The following is a 15,721-nucleotide window of genomic DNA, read 5'->3' on the forward strand; positions in this document are numbered from 1 at the left end:
CCGGTCGGCAAGTTCCGACACGTGCTTGCCATCGGCGTGCCAGCGCGATACCGCGATGGCCATGGCCAATCAACCGCTACCCCGTGAAGGGGCGACAACCCGCAACGCCGGAACCTTTGCCCCGCCCGGACAACCGGTGTTCCGCGGCTTCAACAGGCTGGGGCTGTGGACTCTCTATATGAAGGAGGTCCGCCGTTTCTTCAAGGTCCAGACCCAGACGATCTGGGCTCCGGCGGTCACCACGCTGCTTTATCTGATGATATTCACGCTGGCGCTCGGCGGCGGGGCCAATGGCGGGCGCATGGTCCTTGGCGTGAACTTTGCGAGCTTCGTCGCGCCGGGCCTGATCGCGATGGGCATGATCAACAATGCCTTTGCCAACTCCAGCTTCAGCCTTCTGGGCGGCAAGATCCAGGGCACCATCGTTGACTACCTGATGCCGCCGATCTCTACCGGCGAGCTGATGGCGGCGCTGGTCGGCGCTGCGGTAACGCGCGCGGTTCTGGTCGGCCTTGCGGTGGCCGGGGCAATGCTGCTCTGGCCGGGCGTGTCGCTCAAGATCGCGCATCTCTGGGCGGTCGTCTGGTTCGGATTGATGGGTTCGATCCTGCTTGCCATCGTCGGCGTGCTGACGTCGATCTGGGCCGAGAAGTTCGATCATAACGCAGCCGTCACCAACTTCGTCATCACGCCACTGTCGATGCTGTCAGGCACATTCTACGTGATCGACAACCTTGCCCCGGCGTTTCAGGCCGTGAGCCGGATGAACCCGATCTTCTACGTGATCTCGGGCTTCCGCTTCGGCTTTCTCGGGCAGAGCGACATCGGCGATACGAACATGGCGGTGCTGCACGGCGCAATCGGCCTTGGCGTGGTGAATGTCGCGCTGGCCGCGTTGCTCTACGGGCTGCTCAAGTCCGGCTGGAAGCTCAAGAACTGACGAGCGCGCTCTCGCCACAAGGGAGAGCGGGGTCTCCCCTGTGCGTCAGTCTTGCGCGTCAGTGCGACAGGCTGCGCCTCAACCGATAGCGGCCATTGCGGAAACCTTCGAACATCTCGTCCAGCGAAGGGTGGTCGATCGGCCCGGCCTCAGCGTCAGACTGCAGGTTCTGCTGGCTGACATAGGCGACATAGCTGTTCTCGTCGTTCTCGGCGAGAAGGTGATAGAACGGCTGGTCACGCGGGGGACGGATGTCTTCGGGGATCGACTGGTACCATTCCTCGCTGTTGGCAAAGACCGGGTCGATATCGAAGACGACGCCGCGGAAGCCGAACATGCGATGGCGCACGACATCGCCGATCGAAAAGCGCGCCGATGAGACGGGGGGAGCCGAAATATCGCGTCCGGCTTGTGGCGAAAAGAAACTCGCACGATCCATGCCTCGGGATATAGGGTTTCGCCGCGGTGCAAACAAGCCGCTTGCCAATAAAGGTTCGTCGCGAGGGCCTCCTGTGGAAAAAGCTTTCCGCTTTCCACTTGGCAAGCCGGTTTGCATGCGCTAACGGCGCGCTTCCTCGACCGGGAACGCCCCTTGCGGCACCCAGATTGGCACCATGGAGAGGTGGCAGAGTGGTCGAATGCGCCGCACTCGAAATGCGGTGTACGGGCAACCGTACCGTGGGTTCGAATCCCACCCTCTCCGCCAGCCACCTGTATCCGCCCGAAATGGGCGTGACCCTGCTTCTACATCGTTGATCTGTTCCGCAATCCCCCGCGAGGGCTGTGCTTGGTTGCTCCAGTCGGGTGCAGAAAATGCTTTTCGCGCCGGAATAAAGCTGCAACCCGTGTCGTTATGGGGGGCTGTGAGGGATCACCACACGGCCAGACGAGGGGGTTACGATGAAGAATGCATTGGCTGCAGGCTCTATCCTGCTGGCAGGCCTGCTGTCCGCGAGTGCGGCAACTGCGCAGGAGGCTCCGGCCCAGGCGCAGAAGGATGACGAGCCCGCGGTCTGGCGAGCAAGCGCGGGCGCAAATTACTCCGAAGGCAAGTATGGTGACACAGCGACGACCAAGGTCGTCTCTGCGCCTGTCGCCATCAAGTACCGCAAGGGCGGCTTTTCGGTCCGCCTTTCGGTGCCTTGGGTCCATGTCAATGGTCCGGGCAGCATTCTTGACACGCCGCAGGGGCGCGATGCCGGTTTCGGAGATCTCAGCTCGGGCGACGATAACGGCAGCGGTGGCTCCGGAAGCGATGACTCATCGGGTTCGGGCTCGGGGGGGGGCGGCTCGGGAGGTTCGGGTTCGGGGTCTGACGATTCCGGCTCCGGCGGTTCGGGCAGTGGCGGTTCGGGCTCATCGGGCGGCGATGATGATAGCGGCAGCGGTGGCATCATCACGCCGCCAGTGCCCGGTGCGCCACTCTCCAACAGCCGAGGCGGACTGGGCGATGTCTCGGTCGCACTCGGCTATTCGCTGGAACTTGGCCGGTCGACCTGGCTCGATCTCGGCACGCGCGTGAAGCTGCCCACTGCGTCCAGGGCGAAACGCCTTGGCACCGGCAAGGCCGACGTTACCCTAAGCGGCGATCTCGTGCAGGATATCGGCAGCTTCAGCCTGTTTGCCGGTGCCCGCTATCGCTTTCTCGGCAAGCCGGCGGGATCGACGTTGCAGGACACCTGGGGGGCAAGCGGCGGAGTGAGCTACCGGCTGCCCGGCGGCACGATAGTCGGTGCCGACTACGATTGGCAGGAATCGGCCACGCCCGGTCGCATTGCCAGCAGTGAAGCGACTGGCTGGATCAACTTCGGGCTGTCACGGAAGCTGCGCATGCAGGTCTTTGCCAGCACCGGCTTCAACGCGCGCAGCACCGATTTCGCCGGTGGCCTGTCGCTCAGCTGGCGCCTGAACTGAGGCCTGAACCGAGGCCACAACCGGGGGGATTGAAGAAAATTCTGCAGCCGATGGAATAAGCGCAAATTGCTGTCGTTGTCGCCCCGATTGGAAAGAAGGGGTGAACGGACATGCTGCAGGACTTGCAAGCCCAAGGAGGCCTGATTGCACCAGGCCAGGACCTGGCCGGGACGATCGCGCGCAAGGGGCGTCCCTTGCGCGAAGATCGCCGCTCGGCTGCAAAGCACGCCTTCACCACGCGCCGCGTCGACCTTGATCTGGCGACGCGGTTGCGCAGCGATCTAAGGCCGCGCGCGGGAGATCTGGTGCTGGCCCGGGTGGCGCAGCTTGGCCAGCACCAGAAGCTTGAATCCCCCCACGGCCGCCGCGCCCAGCTTTATGTCGGCGACGAGATCATCGTCGCCTATGGCGAGCGCTACGCACCCGACCAGTTCGAGGCCATTGTGCCGCAGGACCTTTCGCCCTGTGATCTGGTTGCCGGCGGCGGCGTCGCCGGACTTGTCCTCAGTCGCCATGCGAAAATGCGGACGGCGACGCGGATCGAGCCGGTTGGCCTGCTCGCCGATGACGATGGCAAGGTCCTCAACCTCGGTTGGTTCGGGCTGCCACGCCTGACCTTGCCGCCTGTCCTGCCCCCCGTCGTTGCGGTGGTCGGTACGTCGATGAACGCCGGCAAGACGACCGCTGCGGCCGGACTGATCCATGGCCTGTCGCGGGCGGGGCTCCACGTCGCTGCGACAAAGGTCACCGGGACCGGCTCGGGCGGCGATCTTTGGACCATGCTAGACGCCGGCGCGCGCTCGGTTCTGGATTTTACCGATCATGGCCACACTTCGACAGCTGGCCTGACGCTTGATCGCATCGAAAGCGTCGCGCTTTCGCTCATCGCCCACAGCACGACCTCGAATCCCGACCTCATCGTCGTCGAAGTTGCGGATGGCTTGCTGCAGCGCGAAACCGGCGCTCTCCTGCAGTGCAAGCGTCTGCGTGAGGCGCTGCATGGCGTGCTGTTCGCCGCTGGCGATGCGATGGGCGCGGTTGCTGGCCATGACTGGCTGGTGAAGGCCGGGCACCGGGTGCTCGGCGTGTCGGGTCTGCTCAGTGCGTCACCGCTTGCCGTGCGCGAAGCCGAGGCAGCGCTCGGTTGGCCGGTCCTGTCGCTGGCCGATCTGCGCGATCCCCTGACCGCGCCGAAGATCTGCTTCGCTGGCGATGCGAAGTCATGCCTCGCCTGACATCCCATTCCATCGCGCGGCGCATGGTCGGTCCGGTTGCGGTGGCTGTTGCGCAAGGCTGTGCAACGCTGATCGGCGCCGCGCTGGTGCACCGCGCCGCGCAGCAGCCTGCCACCGCGCCGATGGCCGCGCTTGCCGTGTTTGCGCTCGTCTGCGCTTTCGGGCTGGAAGTGGCGCGCCGCAGACTGTGCGAGGCGATTGGCTGGCACGAGGTAGCGCAAGTGCGTGCCGCGCTGTTCCGGCGCATCTTGCGGGCCGACCGGTCACAAATTGCCCGCCAGCGCCATGGCGCCCTGCTGCAGGTCTTCGTTGGTGACCTGTCGGCCCGGCGCCAGTGGTTGAGCGACGGACTGCCCCGTGCCGTGACAGCACCCATCCTCGTCGCCGCTCTTCTGGCTTGGGCCGCGATGCAATCCCCGTGGCTCTGCGCAAGGATTGCGATCCTTCTCCTGCTTGGCATGGGGGTGGGAGCCGGGCTGCTGCGCCCGATGTCGCGCGCGGTTCGCGAGGTAAGGCGTACCCGCGGGCGCCTGTCCGCCTTCGCTTCCGACACCATTGCGGAAATCGCCGAAGGTTCGGTTCCGCCAAGGCAGCGCGCCCGGATGCGGCGCCTTCGCCGGCGCAGCGATGACCTGAACCGTGCCGCATTGCGGCGTGCCTGGTGGACCGGAACCCTGCGCGGCCTGCCGCACCTGCTGACCAGCCTGATTGTGCTCGTCGTGCTGCTCGAACGTGGCGCCATCTCGGGAACGGTCGTGGTGATCGGCACCGCCGGCCTTGCCCTGAACGACCTGGCCCGCGCAGCGGAGCTTTGGATCCCGGCGCGGATTTCGGCGCTGCGCATCCAGCGCCTGATGCGCCTGCCCAAGGCGCCTCCGCAACCTGGAACCCTGGCGCTGGTCGAGCTTGCCGAGCCCGGACCCCGCCTTCGCCCCGCAAACAGACAGGACTGCGCATGACCGCTCTGTTCCCGATCCCGCAAACGGCTGCAATCACCATGCCCCTGCCGCAGTTCTTCACCGTGCCGGCAACGCCCGCCCGCCGCTACTACGCGGTGATCCCCGAGAACTGCGCAATCGACGCAGTCCCGCTCGTGGTGGTCCACGGGATTTCGCGAAACGCCGCTGAACTGGCGCTGCGCTTTGGCGAACTTGCGGCGTTGCACGGCATCCCGGTGATCGCTCCTCTGTTCGAGCGAGGGAGCTTCGGCAGGTACCAGCACGTGCGCGATCCTGAAGGCGCACCGCATTGCGACGATGCCCTCTTCGACATTCTTGCAGATGCGGCGGTCCGGTTCGGCGTGAATGATCGGCACTGCGACCTGTTCGGCTTTTCCGGTGGGGCACAGTTCGCCCACCGTCTGGCGATGCTCCATCCCCACCGGGTGCGACATTGCATCGCTGCGGCAGCGGGATGGTACACCATGCCCGATGCTTCGCTACCTTGGCCGCTTGGCCTTCAGGACGCACCTGTCGCGATCGATCAGGCCGCGCTCGCCAATGTCCGCTTCGACGTGCTGGTCGGCTCGCTTGACCGGCAGCAGGACAAGGCCTTGCGACGATCCGAGGCCATTGACGCCGTGCAGGGCCTCCACCGCCTGCAGCGTGCCCGGCGCTGGAACCGGGCCATGCGCAAGGCAGGCTTTTCAGGCGGCCTGACCATCATCCCCAGCCTCAGCCACGCTTTCAGCGATGCCGTCCAGCTCGGCCTCGTCCCACTTGTCCTGGATCTGCTCGGCACGCGCCGCGCCACAGTGCTCTAAACCCGAGGAACCCGAACCATGAAGACTCTCGCAAGGGCCATCGTGCCCGCCATCGCCCTGTGTGCCTTGCCTGCCCATGCGCAAGAGGTCAAAGCCGACGAGAAAGGCCTGACGCTTGATGCCGGCCCGCTGCAACTGAACCTTGGCGGACGCCTGCATCTGGATGTCAGCGTTTTCGACGACCCCGCCTTGCAACGGACAGACGTGACCAGCGCCGACGTCCGCCGCGCCCGCATCGAGCTGTCCGGCAAGGTTGGCGAGATCCTGCGCTTTCGCGTTGACCGTGAATTCGCCGGGGCCAGAGGCTGGCGCAATCTCTGGGCCTCTATCGAGCCGGTGAAAAACCTCGAGATCAAGGGCGGCAACATGATCGTGCCGTTCTCGATGGAGGATCTGCAAAGTTCGAATGCCACGCCATTTGCCGAACGCTCGATGGCCTCTGCGCTGACCGGCGGCTTCGGCCTCGGTGGCGCGATCTCCTCCGGCGGCCGGAACTGGAGCGCCAGCGTGGGTTACTTCACCGATGCCCTGGCCAACGATGAAGGCCGCACCACCGAGCGCGGAAAAGGCGTCGTGGGCAGGATCACGTTCGCGCCGGTCCGCTCACGCAAGGCGATCGTGCATCTGGGTCTCGGCGGAGAACGAAGGACATTCTCGGCGATTGAGCGCGTGCGATTTACGGCTGATCCGGGTTCTGTCTTCGCGCCCAATATCATGTCCAGCGGCTCGCTCGGATCGCTCGAGACGCTTAACGCGTTGAATGTCGAAGCGGCGGTTTCGCTTGGCCCCGTGCTGGTTCAGGCACAGTCCCTTTCGCTGAAGCTCAATCGCACCTTGCGGGACAATCGCAGCTTCAACGGCCAGACCGTCCAGGTCGGCTGGATCGTGACCGGGCAGCGCCATGCCTACAGTGCATCGAGCGGGATCTTCGGCGGTCCGGAACGTCGCAAGGGCGGCGGCGCGCTAGAATTGGCCGCGCGCTACAGCCGCCTTGATCTGGTCGATGGCACTTTCGACAGGGGCATTGGCCGCGCGCTCAGTGCCAGCGCAATCTGGACGATCAGCACCAATCTGCGGCTGCTGGCCACATACACCGACAACCGCGTCCGCTTCCCGAGCGGGGGGGCGCCGGCGACGAACCACGTGGGCGTCCTGCGCGCTCAACTGAGTTTCTAAAGCGGAGCCTTTCGGGTTGGCTTCCGCCGGGGCGGTCACCTGCTGGGGTGGCCGCCCCATTCCTTTGCGATCAGCGCCTGCTCGGCAGCCGCATCGAGCGGATCGGCCAGGTTCAGGCGGCGATGGGCAGCGTCCAGCACGGCATCATCGGTTCCGGCTGCGACCGCATATTCGCCGGTGCCTGCGGAAGTGCCACCTGCGCCCTGCGCTTCGATCGTCCAGAAGCCTTTCGTGTCGCGGCAGGCCAGGGCCACCTTGCCACCTTCGCCAAATTCGCGGCACCAGCGCCCATCGGCAGCGCGCGCGGTAAGCGCTGGCGTGATCTTGCGGCCATCGGGCAGCTCTGCCGAAGCCAGCGAAGGTGTCCGGTCAAGCGCGAGAGAAAGAGGATCGCGGTCAGGCGATCCGCCGCGAGGAGCCAGCACCAGCGCCGCTACAAGGCTTGCCGCGATTGCGCCACCCAACGGCAGGGCATGGCGTTTCCACCATGGCGCATTGTCATTGGCCGCCAAGGACGGGGGCGGAGGCGGAACCACAATGGGAGCCGGTTCGACAAGGCCGAGCCGTTCGAGCATTGCCGCATCGATCGGCGCCTCTGCCACCGGCGCAAATGCCCCGGCAATCAGGGCGTCGTTTGCGCCCCATTCGTCGGCGAGCTTCTTGAGTTCGGGGTCGGCGGCAAGTTCCGCCTCGAACGCTTCAAGCTCAGTGCCGTGAAGCTCGCCATCGAGCCAGGCGGCAAGCCGTTCTTCGCGCGAAAGGGTCATGGTTGGGCATCCTTTTGCGCAAGTTGCGTTTCGCCAAGGCACGAGGCGATCCTGGCCCGGGCACGGGCCAGACGGCTCATGACCGTGCCCACCGGCACCTCAAGCGCTTCGGCAGTATCGCGATAACTGCGGCCTTCGATGACCACGAGGGCAAAGACAGCGCGCTGATCGTCGGGTAGTGCCTGCAGCGCGCGCTGTGCAGCGGACAGTTGCGAGCGGTTCTCGACCGTTTCGCGCCCATCGCTGCCGGCAATGCCGTGAAGGGCATCGACGTCGATTGCCGTGCCGCGCCGCCGGGCAGCGCGCGTGCCGTCGATGTGAATGTTCTGCGCGATGCGATACATCCAGCTGTCCAGCCGCGTGCCCGGTTCGAACTGGTCGGCACGCCGGAGCGCCCTTTCAACCGTGGCCTGCATCAGATCGTCTCCATCGGTGGCGTTGCCTGCCATCGCCTGGCAGAACCGTCGCAGGCGCGGCAATGCGGCGACGATCGACGCCCGCATGCCTCCTGCATCGTGATCTGCCCGCTCCATCCATGCCCCCACAACGTCTTGCGCGTCCGGCTATTCCAACCCGCCCCCTGTCGCGCTACAAAAAAGTTGCCGACCATCGGAATAGCAACCACTTGCAGTCGTTGTCGGCGCGTATCAAGCAGGATTTGATCCATGAACATGCGCGCCATCCTGTCCGGAATTGTCATCGGGTTGCTTGCAGCGCCCGCGTTCCCGCACGACCGTGACCCGCCCGAGCCACAGAGCGCGCAAGAACGCGCGCAGGAACGGCTGGAGCGCGAGCAGGAGCGTGCGGCCCAGCGTGCGGAAGAGCGTGCCGCCCGCTTCGAGCGCGATCGCAGCCGCATCGAAGAACGGGAATTGCGCGAACCGGCCAAGGCCGCCGAGGACCTTGCGAAGTTGGAAGCCGATCGCGCCGACAATGAAGCCAAGGCTGCCGAGGATGCCGAAAAGGCCGAGGCAGACTACGAAAAGGACCTGGCCGAAGCGGCCGAGGATGAGCTCGAGGATGCCGCCGAGCTTGCCGAGCAATCCGACGACGACCGCGTGGAACGGGGCAGCAGCGCCGAAATCCGCGACATCGCCGATGGCGAACGCGCCGAGCATGACGAGCGCGGATATCCGGTTCGGCGCGGCGAGGTCTTTGCCCTGGATATGCCTGAAGGCGTGCTCGCCCAGATCCAGCGTTCCGGTTACCGGATCATCGAGCGGACCCGCCTCGAAGCGCTCGACCGGGACCTGCTGCGCCTTGCGGCCCCCGGCGGCACCAGCGCAACCCTCGCCCGGGACCGCTTGCGTGAACTTGCCCCCGGCGCCACGGTGGATGTCGTCCATTACTACGGCATGGAACTGACAGCCGGCAGCAAACCGCACAAGGCACGTGAGAAAGTCATGCCAACCCGCGCCAACGAAAGCTTTTCCATCGGCGTGATCGACACCGCAATCGCCTCGCATCAGGCGCTCGCCAAGGCCAGGATCATTGCGTGGAGCGAAGGGGCAACGCCGCAGGCGCAGGCCCGGCATGGCACGGCAGTGGCCTCGCTACTGGCCAGCGCCGGTCGTCCGACGATTTACAGCGCCAACATCTTCAGGGGGCCCGTGGATCGCCCATATACCTCTGCCGAAGTCATCGCCGCGGCGCTGGAATGGACTTTGCTTCAGGGCGCCCCGGTCATCAACATGAGCCTGGCCGGTCCGCGCAACGCCATTCTCGATCGCCTCATCCGTGATGCGGTGAAGACGGGCAGGGTGGTGGTCGCCGCGGCTGGAAACGGTGGCCCCACAGCGCCGCCGTCCTACCCGGCAGCCGTTCCGGGCGTCGTCGCGGTGACAGCGGTCGATCACGATCGCCGGGTCTATCGACTGGCCCAGCGCGGCAAGCATATTGCCGTTGCCGGCTATGGGGTCGATGTTCTGGCGGCAGAGGCCGGGGGCAATCTCGCGCGGTTTACGGGCACATCGTTTGCCACGCCGGTCGTCTCAGCCTGGCTCGGGCGCTGCCGCGCGACCGGGGCGGATGCCTCTGCCTGCCGGCTGCAGCTCAGGAAAGCGGCGAAGGATCTGGGGACGCAGGGTTTCGACGAGACCTACGGCTTCGGCCTGATCGAATAGCGCGACGCAAGGCTGCGGTCGCAGGATTCCGTTCGGATTTGCCGTCAAAGACCGTATCAGGGAGTCGACAAGAACAAAGAACGAGGATGCCGCACTTGGAAACCCGCGATGATATCCAGGCCTTGCCGAAGCATCACGAGGCCACGCACAGCGAGAAACTGATCATCACCGCCTCATCGCTCGGCACGGTGTTCGAGTGGTACGATTTCTACCTCTACGGCCTCCTCACCGCGATCATCGCCGCCAAGTTCCTGACCGGCCTCAACGAGACGACGTCTTTCATCATGGCGCTGCTGGTGTTTGCCGCGGGCTTTATCGTCCGCCCGTTCGGCGCGCTGGTGTTTGGCCGCATCGGCGACATGGTCGGAAGGCGCTACACGTTCATCGTCACGCTGCTGGTCATGGGCCTGTCGACCTTCCTCGTCGGTTGCCTGCCGACGTATGAAAGCGTCGGCGTCGCCGCGCCGATCATGCTGGTCGTGCTGCGCATGTTCCAGGGCCTTGCCTTGGGCGGCGAATATGGCGGCGCGGCGACTTACGTTGCCGAACACGCGCCCGAAGGGAAGCGCGGGCTCTATACCAGCTGGATCCAGATCACCGCCACGGCGGGGCTGGCCATGGCGCTGCTGATCGTCATCCTCGTACGCTCGCCCGTCACCGGCGTTGGCGAGGAGGCCTTCAAGGACTGGGGCTGGCGCGTCCCTTACCTGCTGTCAGGCCTGTTCCTGGGCATCGGGCTGTGGCTGCGCCTGAAATTGCATGAATCGCCCGTGTTCCAGAAGATGAAGGCAGAAGGCACCTCGTCCAAGCGCCCGCTGTCCGAAGCCTTCGGCGAATGGAAGAACCTGAGGATCGTGCTGATCGCGTTCTTCGGCGCCATCGCCGGGCAGGCGGTGGTCTGGTACACCGGCCAGCTCTACGCGATGTATTTCCTCGAAAAGATGCTCAAGGTCGATGGTCTGACGGCCAATACCCTGATCATCATCGCGCTGGCCTGCGCCACGCCGTTCTTCCTGTTCTTCGGCTGGCTCTCGGACAAGATCGGTCGCAAGAAGATCATCCTGGCAGGCTGCGCGCTGGCGGCGCTGACGATGTTCCCCGCGTTCAAGGCGCTTACCGCAGCGGCCAACCCCGCGCTCGCCCGCGCGCAGGCAAACGCACCGGTCAAGGTCCTGGCCGACGCTGCCGAATGCTCCTCGCAGTTCGATCCCGTCGGCGCCAACAAGTTTGACGGCACCAGTTGCGACATCGTCAAGAACGCCCTCGCCAAGGCCGCGGTGAACTACGAGAACGTCGCCGCGCCCGCCGGAACCCTTGCCTCGATCCAGATTGGCGCGACCACCGTGGTCGCCCCCGATCCGGCCCGGCTTTCGGGCGAGGAAAGGAAGGCGGCTATCGCCGCTTTTGCCGCGCAGGTGACCAGCGACCTGGCGACTGTCGGCTACCTCGGCAAAGCCAACCCGGACGAGATCGACAGGCCGCTGGTCGTGGCCATCCTGTTCTACCTCGTGCTGCTGGTGACAATGGTCTACGGCCCGATCGCGGCAATGCTGGTGGAACTGTTCCCCAGCCGCATCCGCTACACCTCGATGAGCCTGCCATACCACATCGGCAATGGCTGGCTCGGCGGCCTGCTGCCGGCCATCGGCTTTGCCATGGTCGCGGCCAACGGGGATATCTACTACGGCTTCTGGTACCCGGTCATCGTCGCCGCTGCCACTTGCGTGATCGGCCTCATATTCCTGCCGGAAACCTACGAGCGCAGTATCGACGAATAGCCCTGCGTCAGGGGGCCTTCAGGCAAGGCCCCCAAACGCCGACTACCGCTCGAGCCTGTCTAATATCGTCTGCCACGACACCAGCTTGAAGTTCTGCGCGCGTGGCGCATTATCGCCATCCTGCGCGACGAACAGGCCAGCAGGGAAGGCCGGGCCAAAGTCGCCCGGCAGCAGTTCGATCCCGTCGGTATCGCTGGTTGCGCCGAACTGCCCCGCGATGATGCGGAAGCGTCCTTTCGGTGCGGCTGTGCCCAGGTCGAACAGCGCATAGGCGTTGTCGCCCTGGCTCGATGCCACGAGCATGCCGCCATCCCGCCCTTCGGGTGCCAGCGCCAGCCCTTCGACATCGGCTGCCAGCCCCTTTTCCGCGCCCACTATGGCAAAGGCTTCGGCCCGCAGCACCGCGCTGCGCAGATCCACCCGCCAGATGCCGACATCTTCCTCGGCGACATAGAGCTGGCCCGTCCGATCATCGACCACGCAACCCTCGGACTGGGTGCGGAAACGGACCGAGCGCAAGTGCCGCGCCGTGATCGTGCGGCCAGCCTCTTCCAGCGCGCTTTCGGCCACCGTGCCATCCTTCAGCACGACATAGGCCCGCGCCAGTTCGCCTGCCGCCAGAGCCTTGCCCATGCAGAAGCCATAGGCCTCGGCGGGAGCATGGCCAGCGTCCAGAAACGCCAGCGTGCCAAGACTGGTCAGCCTGCCCGTCGCGCCATCCAGCCGGAACAGCGCGATCTTCGGTTCAGCCAAGTCACTGCGGTCGCTTGCCGCCACGAGCACGAAGCCGGGCCGCACCTCGCGCAAGTCGACATTGTTGAGCGCGCCCGCCGCCACGAAATCGCGCACCTTGCCGTCCAGCCCATAGACATAGAGCCCGGCCTTCTTGTCGGTGCCGACGATCAGGCTGGCCGCGGGATCGGCAGGATTGCGCCAGATCGCCGGGTCGTCGGCGGCGTCGGCATTGGCGGACCCGACTGGCTCGGTTTCGCCCGTCGCGGCGATGTCCACCGCCGGATAGAATGGCCGCGGGAACTCCGCCACGCTGGCGCAAGCAGAGAGGAACAGGACCGGGAGCAATGCCCCCGATCCTGCCGTGACGAACCTGGGCAGGGCAACCATCAGAAGTTGATCCGCACACCCGCCGCATAGCGACGGCCGAAGCGTTCGTATTCGATGGTGTAGATGTTGGTGGCGGGTGTCGGCGTGCCGGTTGCCGTCAGCAGGTTGCCCGGCTCGGAATAGCGGCGGCCCGGCTTGTTGAGCAGGTTCGAGGCATCGAAATAGACTTCGAAGTTCTTCGTCACCGCATAGCGCGCCGAGAAGTCGAGCTCGTCGTCAGCCGCCCAATAAGTGTCGCCAGCGTCGGTCAGGTCATCGGCATAGCCATCAAGCCAGGTGCTGCGGCGCTGGTACTGCAGGCGCAGCGAAAGGCCGTACTTCTCGTAGTAGGCACCGAGGTTGTAGACCCAGTCCGAAGTGCCGGGCAGGCGGACCTTGCGGGCGGGGACGTCACCCACTGCAGGCTTGGTCACTTCGCTGTCGTTATAGGTCAGGTTCGCACTGACGCCGAAGCCGCCCATGAAGTCCGGCAGGCCAAGGCTTTCGGTCCACGGTTCGAGCTGAAGCTGCGCTGCCACTTCAAAACCGAAGATGCGGCCATCGCCACCATTGGTTATGCCCGTGAAGGTGTACTGCGAACGGTCCACGCCGTTGGTGTTCAGGACATCCGAATTGAAGGTCCGGCGCTGAGAATAGAGCACGTCCTCAACCTTCTTGTAGAACGCACCAGCCATCAGGTAGCCCTGAGGACGAACGTACCATTCGAAATAGGCGTCCACGCCATAGGCACGCTCGGGCTTCACGCCGGGATTGCCGCCGGAAATGGTCAGGTTGGCGTCATTCACCGTCACGTTCGGGCGGATCTGGTCATAATCTGCGCGCGCCGCACCGCTGTTGAACGAGAGCCTGAGCTTCTTGTCCTCGGCCAGGTCGTAATTCACGTGCAGGCTGGGGAAGGCGAGGGTCTGGCTCGCCTCGGCGGTGACCAGACCTGTGGTCCCGGCAATATTGGCCTCGGCAATGCCGCGGTTCTTCACATGCTCGACGCGAACCCCGCCGACCACCGAACCCCAGTCATAGCGCAGCGTGCCCATGGCGAAACCGGCAAAGACCTGCTCGCGCACGTCATAGATGTTCGCGGTATTGGGCGTGAAGGTAAAATTGGCGCGCGCGGCGTCGGCATACTGGCGCATCTTGTCGGTATCGAAATAGCGGAAGGTGTAGCCCATCGGGATCTTGCCGAGGAACGCCTGATCCAGCGAGAACTGGTTGTAGTCGGTGGGGATGCCGATCTTGGCGAAGTCGCCCGCCGCCGTCAGCGAGATCTGGCTTTCGTCCACCACCTTGGTGCGCTGGTCGAACTGGAAGCCCAGCTTGAATGTGGCATCACCACCCAAGAAGCTGGTGTCCTTGGCCACGATCAGGCGGCCGGTATAGGCCTTGGTCGTGTCCACCGCGTCAAGCAGGCGAAGCTCGGCCAGTGGCTTGGTGAACGTGTCGATTGCGCTGACGGCAGTCCCGGCAGTGTAGCGCGTCGGGCTGGAAAGCTGCACAGTCGTGAACAGCAGCGGCGTGTTGCGCAGCGGGTTGGTGAAGTCATAGGCCACGGTCGGGCGGGCAGAGCGGGTGGAAGGGCTGTTCCAGCGCGCTTCGCCCACCACCGACCGGTCGTCCTTGGACTCGGTATAGTTGCCCAGCCAGTTCACCTTCCAGCCTTCGCCGAACTCGTGGGTGCCTTCCAGCGTGTTGGTGAAGATCGACTGGCGGAACGCGCGCAGGGTGGAGCGCTGGTTGATGTCGATGCCGTATACCGTGCCCTTGAGCGGCGTATTGCCGATGCAGACGTCGGCATAGCCGGTGGTGGTCGGCGTGGTGTTGACCGTAGTCGGGCAGGCGGCCGAGCTGTTCGAAAGATCGCCCTGCTTGTCATCCATGTCGAAGATGTAGTTGTCGCGCGCTTCGTCGTCGGTGAAGATCGTGTAGACCGAGCGCAGCGAAATCGTGTTCTGGCTGTCGGGCTTCCAGTCCATCCGGCCAGAGACCGACCAGTTGCGGCGGCGCAGGCGATAGAGCTTGTTCTCGGTCTCGCGCGCCCAGAAGCGGGTGCCATTGCCGGGGCGCTGGTCCTGCGAAACGCGCTCCCAGTCGATCTCGAAATTGTCGGTGATCATGTTGCGTTCGAAGAAGCTGCCCGAAAGCAGCACGCCGATCTCGCCGTCACCCGCCTTGAAGCGATCGGAAACGACCAGCGATCCTTCGTACTCGCGCCGGTCGCCCAGCTCGGCGTAACCGATCCCGGCCTTGCCCTGAACGTGCAGCCCGGCGAAGTCGAAGGCCGAGCGGGTGATGACGTTGACGTTACCCGAAACCGTCTCGCCCGGCATGTCCGCCGTCACCGCCTTTGAAACGATGACCTGCTTGGCAATTGCCGAGGGGATCGAATCGAACCGCGCATCGCGGCCCTCGGGGCTGACCACGTTGATCCCGTCGAAGCTCAGCGTAGTCCAATAGTTGGGCGCACCGCGCAGCGAGACATAACGCGCCTGGCCCTGGTCGCGCTCGATGGCAACGCCCGGCAGGCGGCTGGTGGCTTGCGCGATGTTCTGGTCGGGCAGGCGGCCGACGCCATCGGATGACAGCACCGTTACCAGCGAATCCGACTTCTTCTGCACATCGAGCGCGGCGGCTTCGGATTCGGCGATGGGACGTTCGCCCGTAACCACGATCGGCGCCTCGGCGCTCTCTTCCGCGGCGAGGTCTTCGGCAAAGGCTGGCGTGGCAGCGAGCGCGGCAACCGAACCCAGCAGCATCGCACGAAGCAGAGTGCGGCTGCGCGCCGCGGAAAACACAGATGTCATGGTAAGCCCCCTGAATGACTTGGCTGGGGGAGCCCCTAGGCACTGCGTTTGACGGTCACGCGACAGTTCGAAGGCAGAATGAAGAATGCGTTTCAAACAGCCGTAA

At 64.9% G+C, this 15,721-nt stretch carries 13 protein-coding genes and 1 tRNA gene; 9 read left to right on the top strand and 5 right to left on the bottom strand.

The window, feature by feature from the left end; translation table 11 throughout:
• The first annotated feature begins 61 nt into the window (after positions 1-61).
• On the top strand, positions 62-940 hold the full coding sequence (locus ACZ1JY_RS00490) for an ABC transporter permease (protein WP_465130002.1): 879 nt from the start codon (positions 62-64) through the stop codon (positions 938-940).
• A gap of 58 nt (positions 941-998) precedes the next feature.
• Here the strand turns inward: ACZ1JY_RS00490 and hspQ are convergent, their stop codons facing one another.
• The gene (hspQ, locus tag ACZ1JY_RS00495; protein ID WP_168902636.1) at positions 999-1,379 is read right to left on the bottom strand and encodes a heat shock protein HspQ; all 381 of its coding nucleotides are present in this window, start codon (positions 1,377-1,379) and stop codon (positions 999-1,001) included.
• A gap of 177 nt (positions 1,380-1,556) precedes the next feature.
• On the opposite strand from hspQ, the gene ACZ1JY_RS00500 reads away from it, so the two are divergent.
• The 6 genes from ACZ1JY_RS00500 to ACZ1JY_RS00525 all read left to right on the top strand — a co-directional run bounded on the left by ACZ1JY_RS00500 (position 1,557) and on the right by ACZ1JY_RS00525 (position 7,027).
• Positions 1,557-1,646: transfer RNA gene (locus ACZ1JY_RS00500), tRNA-Ser, on the top strand.
• Positions 1,647-1,840: 194 nt separating this feature from the next.
• Positions 1,841-2,854, top strand: coding sequence for a hypothetical protein (locus ACZ1JY_RS00505; RefSeq protein ID WP_465130003.1), 1,014 nt, complete (start codon positions 1,841-1,843; stop codon positions 2,852-2,854).
• Positions 2,855-2,964: 110 nt separating this feature from the next.
• Positions 2,965-4,089, top strand: a complete 1,125-nt coding sequence (locus ACZ1JY_RS00510; RefSeq protein ID WP_465130004.1) for a P-loop NTPase family protein — start codon at positions 2,965-2,967, stop codon at positions 4,087-4,089.
• Positions 4,077-5,048 (top strand): ABC transporter transmembrane domain-containing protein, encoded by a 972-nt coding sequence (locus ACZ1JY_RS00515; protein ID WP_465130005.1) that lies wholly within the window; start codon positions 4,077-4,079, stop codon positions 5,046-5,048. The genes ACZ1JY_RS00510 and ACZ1JY_RS00515 overlap by 13 nt, the downstream gene beginning before the upstream one ends.
• Positions 5,045-5,851, top strand: a complete 807-nt coding sequence (locus tag ACZ1JY_RS00520; RefSeq protein WP_118074268.1) for an alpha/beta hydrolase family protein — start codon at positions 5,045-5,047, stop codon at positions 5,849-5,851. Before ACZ1JY_RS00515 ends, ACZ1JY_RS00520 begins: the two co-directional genes overlap by 4 nt.
• An 18-nt stretch (positions 5,852-5,869) precedes the next feature.
• Positions 5,870-7,027: an OprO/OprP family phosphate-selective porin gene (locus ACZ1JY_RS00525; protein WP_465130006.1), complete on the top strand. Its 1,158-nt coding sequence runs from the start codon at positions 5,870-5,872 to the stop codon at positions 7,025-7,027.
• Positions 7,028-7,062: 35 nt separating this feature from the next.
• Here ACZ1JY_RS00525 and ACZ1JY_RS00530 read toward each other — a convergent pair whose 3' ends face one another.
• Entirely contained in the window at positions 7,063-7,794 is a 732-nt protein-coding gene (locus ACZ1JY_RS00530) for an anti-sigma factor family protein (RefSeq protein WP_465130007.1), read from the bottom strand.
• Complete coding sequence (locus ACZ1JY_RS00535; protein ID WP_205525311.1) at positions 7,791-8,297, bottom strand: RNA polymerase sigma factor; 507 nt, start codon at positions 8,295-8,297, stop codon at positions 7,791-7,793. The genes ACZ1JY_RS00530 and ACZ1JY_RS00535 overlap by 4 nt, the downstream gene beginning before the upstream one ends.
• 162 nt (positions 8,298-8,459) lie before the next feature.
• On the opposite strand from ACZ1JY_RS00535, the gene ACZ1JY_RS00540 reads away from it, so the two are divergent.
• Positions 8,460-9,917 (top strand): S8 family serine peptidase, encoded by a 1,458-nt coding sequence (locus ACZ1JY_RS00540; protein ID WP_465130008.1) that lies wholly within the window; start codon positions 8,460-8,462, stop codon positions 9,915-9,917.
• Between the two features lie 86 nt (positions 9,918-10,003).
• Positions 10,004-11,695: an MFS transporter gene (locus ACZ1JY_RS00545; RefSeq protein ID WP_465130009.1), complete on the top strand. Its 1,692-nt coding sequence runs from the start codon at positions 10,004-10,006 to the stop codon at positions 11,693-11,695.
• Between the two features lie 42 nt (positions 11,696-11,737).
• Here the strand turns inward: ACZ1JY_RS00545 and ACZ1JY_RS00550 are convergent, their stop codons facing one another.
• On the bottom strand, positions 11,738-12,817 hold the full coding sequence (locus ACZ1JY_RS00550) for a phytase (protein WP_465130010.1): 1,080 nt from the start codon (positions 12,815-12,817) through the stop codon (positions 11,738-11,740).
• Positions 12,817-15,615, bottom strand: a complete 2,799-nt coding sequence (locus tag ACZ1JY_RS00555; RefSeq protein WP_465130011.1) for a TonB-dependent receptor — start codon at positions 15,613-15,615, stop codon at positions 12,817-12,819. The genes ACZ1JY_RS00550 and ACZ1JY_RS00555 overlap by 1 nt, the downstream gene beginning before the upstream one ends.
• Positions 15,616-15,721: the final 106 nt, after the last annotated feature.

The sequence above is a fragment of the Novosphingobium sp. BL-A-41-Hi4B-X5A genome, from assembly GCF_055521705.1.

Bases quoted from the DNA above. Each gene is read 5' to 3' on its own strand.
- ACZ1JY_RS00490 (WP_465130002.1), top strand. From the start codon at position 62: ATGGCCAATCAACCGCTACCCCGTGAAGGGGCGACAACCCGCAACGCC.
- hspQ (WP_168902636.1), bottom strand. From the start codon at position 1,379: ATGGATCGTGCGAGTTTCTTTTCGCCACAAGCCGGACGCGATATTTCG.
- ACZ1JY_RS00505 (WP_465130003.1), top strand. From the start codon at position 1,841: ATGAAGAATGCATTGGCTGCAGGCTCTATCCTGCTGGCAGGCCTGCTG.
- ACZ1JY_RS00510 (WP_465130004.1), top strand. From the start codon at position 2,965: ATGCTGCAGGACTTGCAAGCCCAAGGAGGCCTGATTGCACCAGGCCAG.
- ACZ1JY_RS00515 (WP_465130005.1), top strand. From the start codon at position 4,077: ATGCCTCGCCTGACATCCCATTCCATCGCGCGGCGCATGGTCGGTCCG.
- ACZ1JY_RS00520 (WP_118074268.1), top strand. From the start codon at position 5,045: ATGACCGCTCTGTTCCCGATCCCGCAAACGGCTGCAATCACCATGCCC.
- ACZ1JY_RS00525 (WP_465130006.1), top strand. From the start codon at position 5,870: ATGAAGACTCTCGCAAGGGCCATCGTGCCCGCCATCGCCCTGTGTGCC.
- ACZ1JY_RS00530 (WP_465130007.1), bottom strand. From the start codon at position 7,794: ATGACCCTTTCGCGCGAAGAACGGCTTGCCGCCTGGCTCGATGGCGAG.
- ACZ1JY_RS00535 (WP_205525311.1), bottom strand. From the start codon at position 8,297: ATGCGGGCGTCGATCGTCGCCGCATTGCCGCGCCTGCGACGGTTCTGC.
- ACZ1JY_RS00540 (WP_465130008.1), top strand. From the start codon at position 8,460: ATGAACATGCGCGCCATCCTGTCCGGAATTGTCATCGGGTTGCTTGCA.
- ACZ1JY_RS00545 (WP_465130009.1), top strand. From the start codon at position 10,004: ATGCCGCACTTGGAAACCCGCGATGATATCCAGGCCTTGCCGAAGCAT.
- ACZ1JY_RS00550 (WP_465130010.1), bottom strand. From the start codon at position 12,817: ATGGTTGCCCTGCCCAGGTTCGTCACGGCAGGATCGGGGGCATTGCTC.
- ACZ1JY_RS00555 (WP_465130011.1), bottom strand. From the start codon at position 15,615: ATGACATCTGTGTTTTCCGCGGCGCGCAGCCGCACTCTGCTTCGTGCG.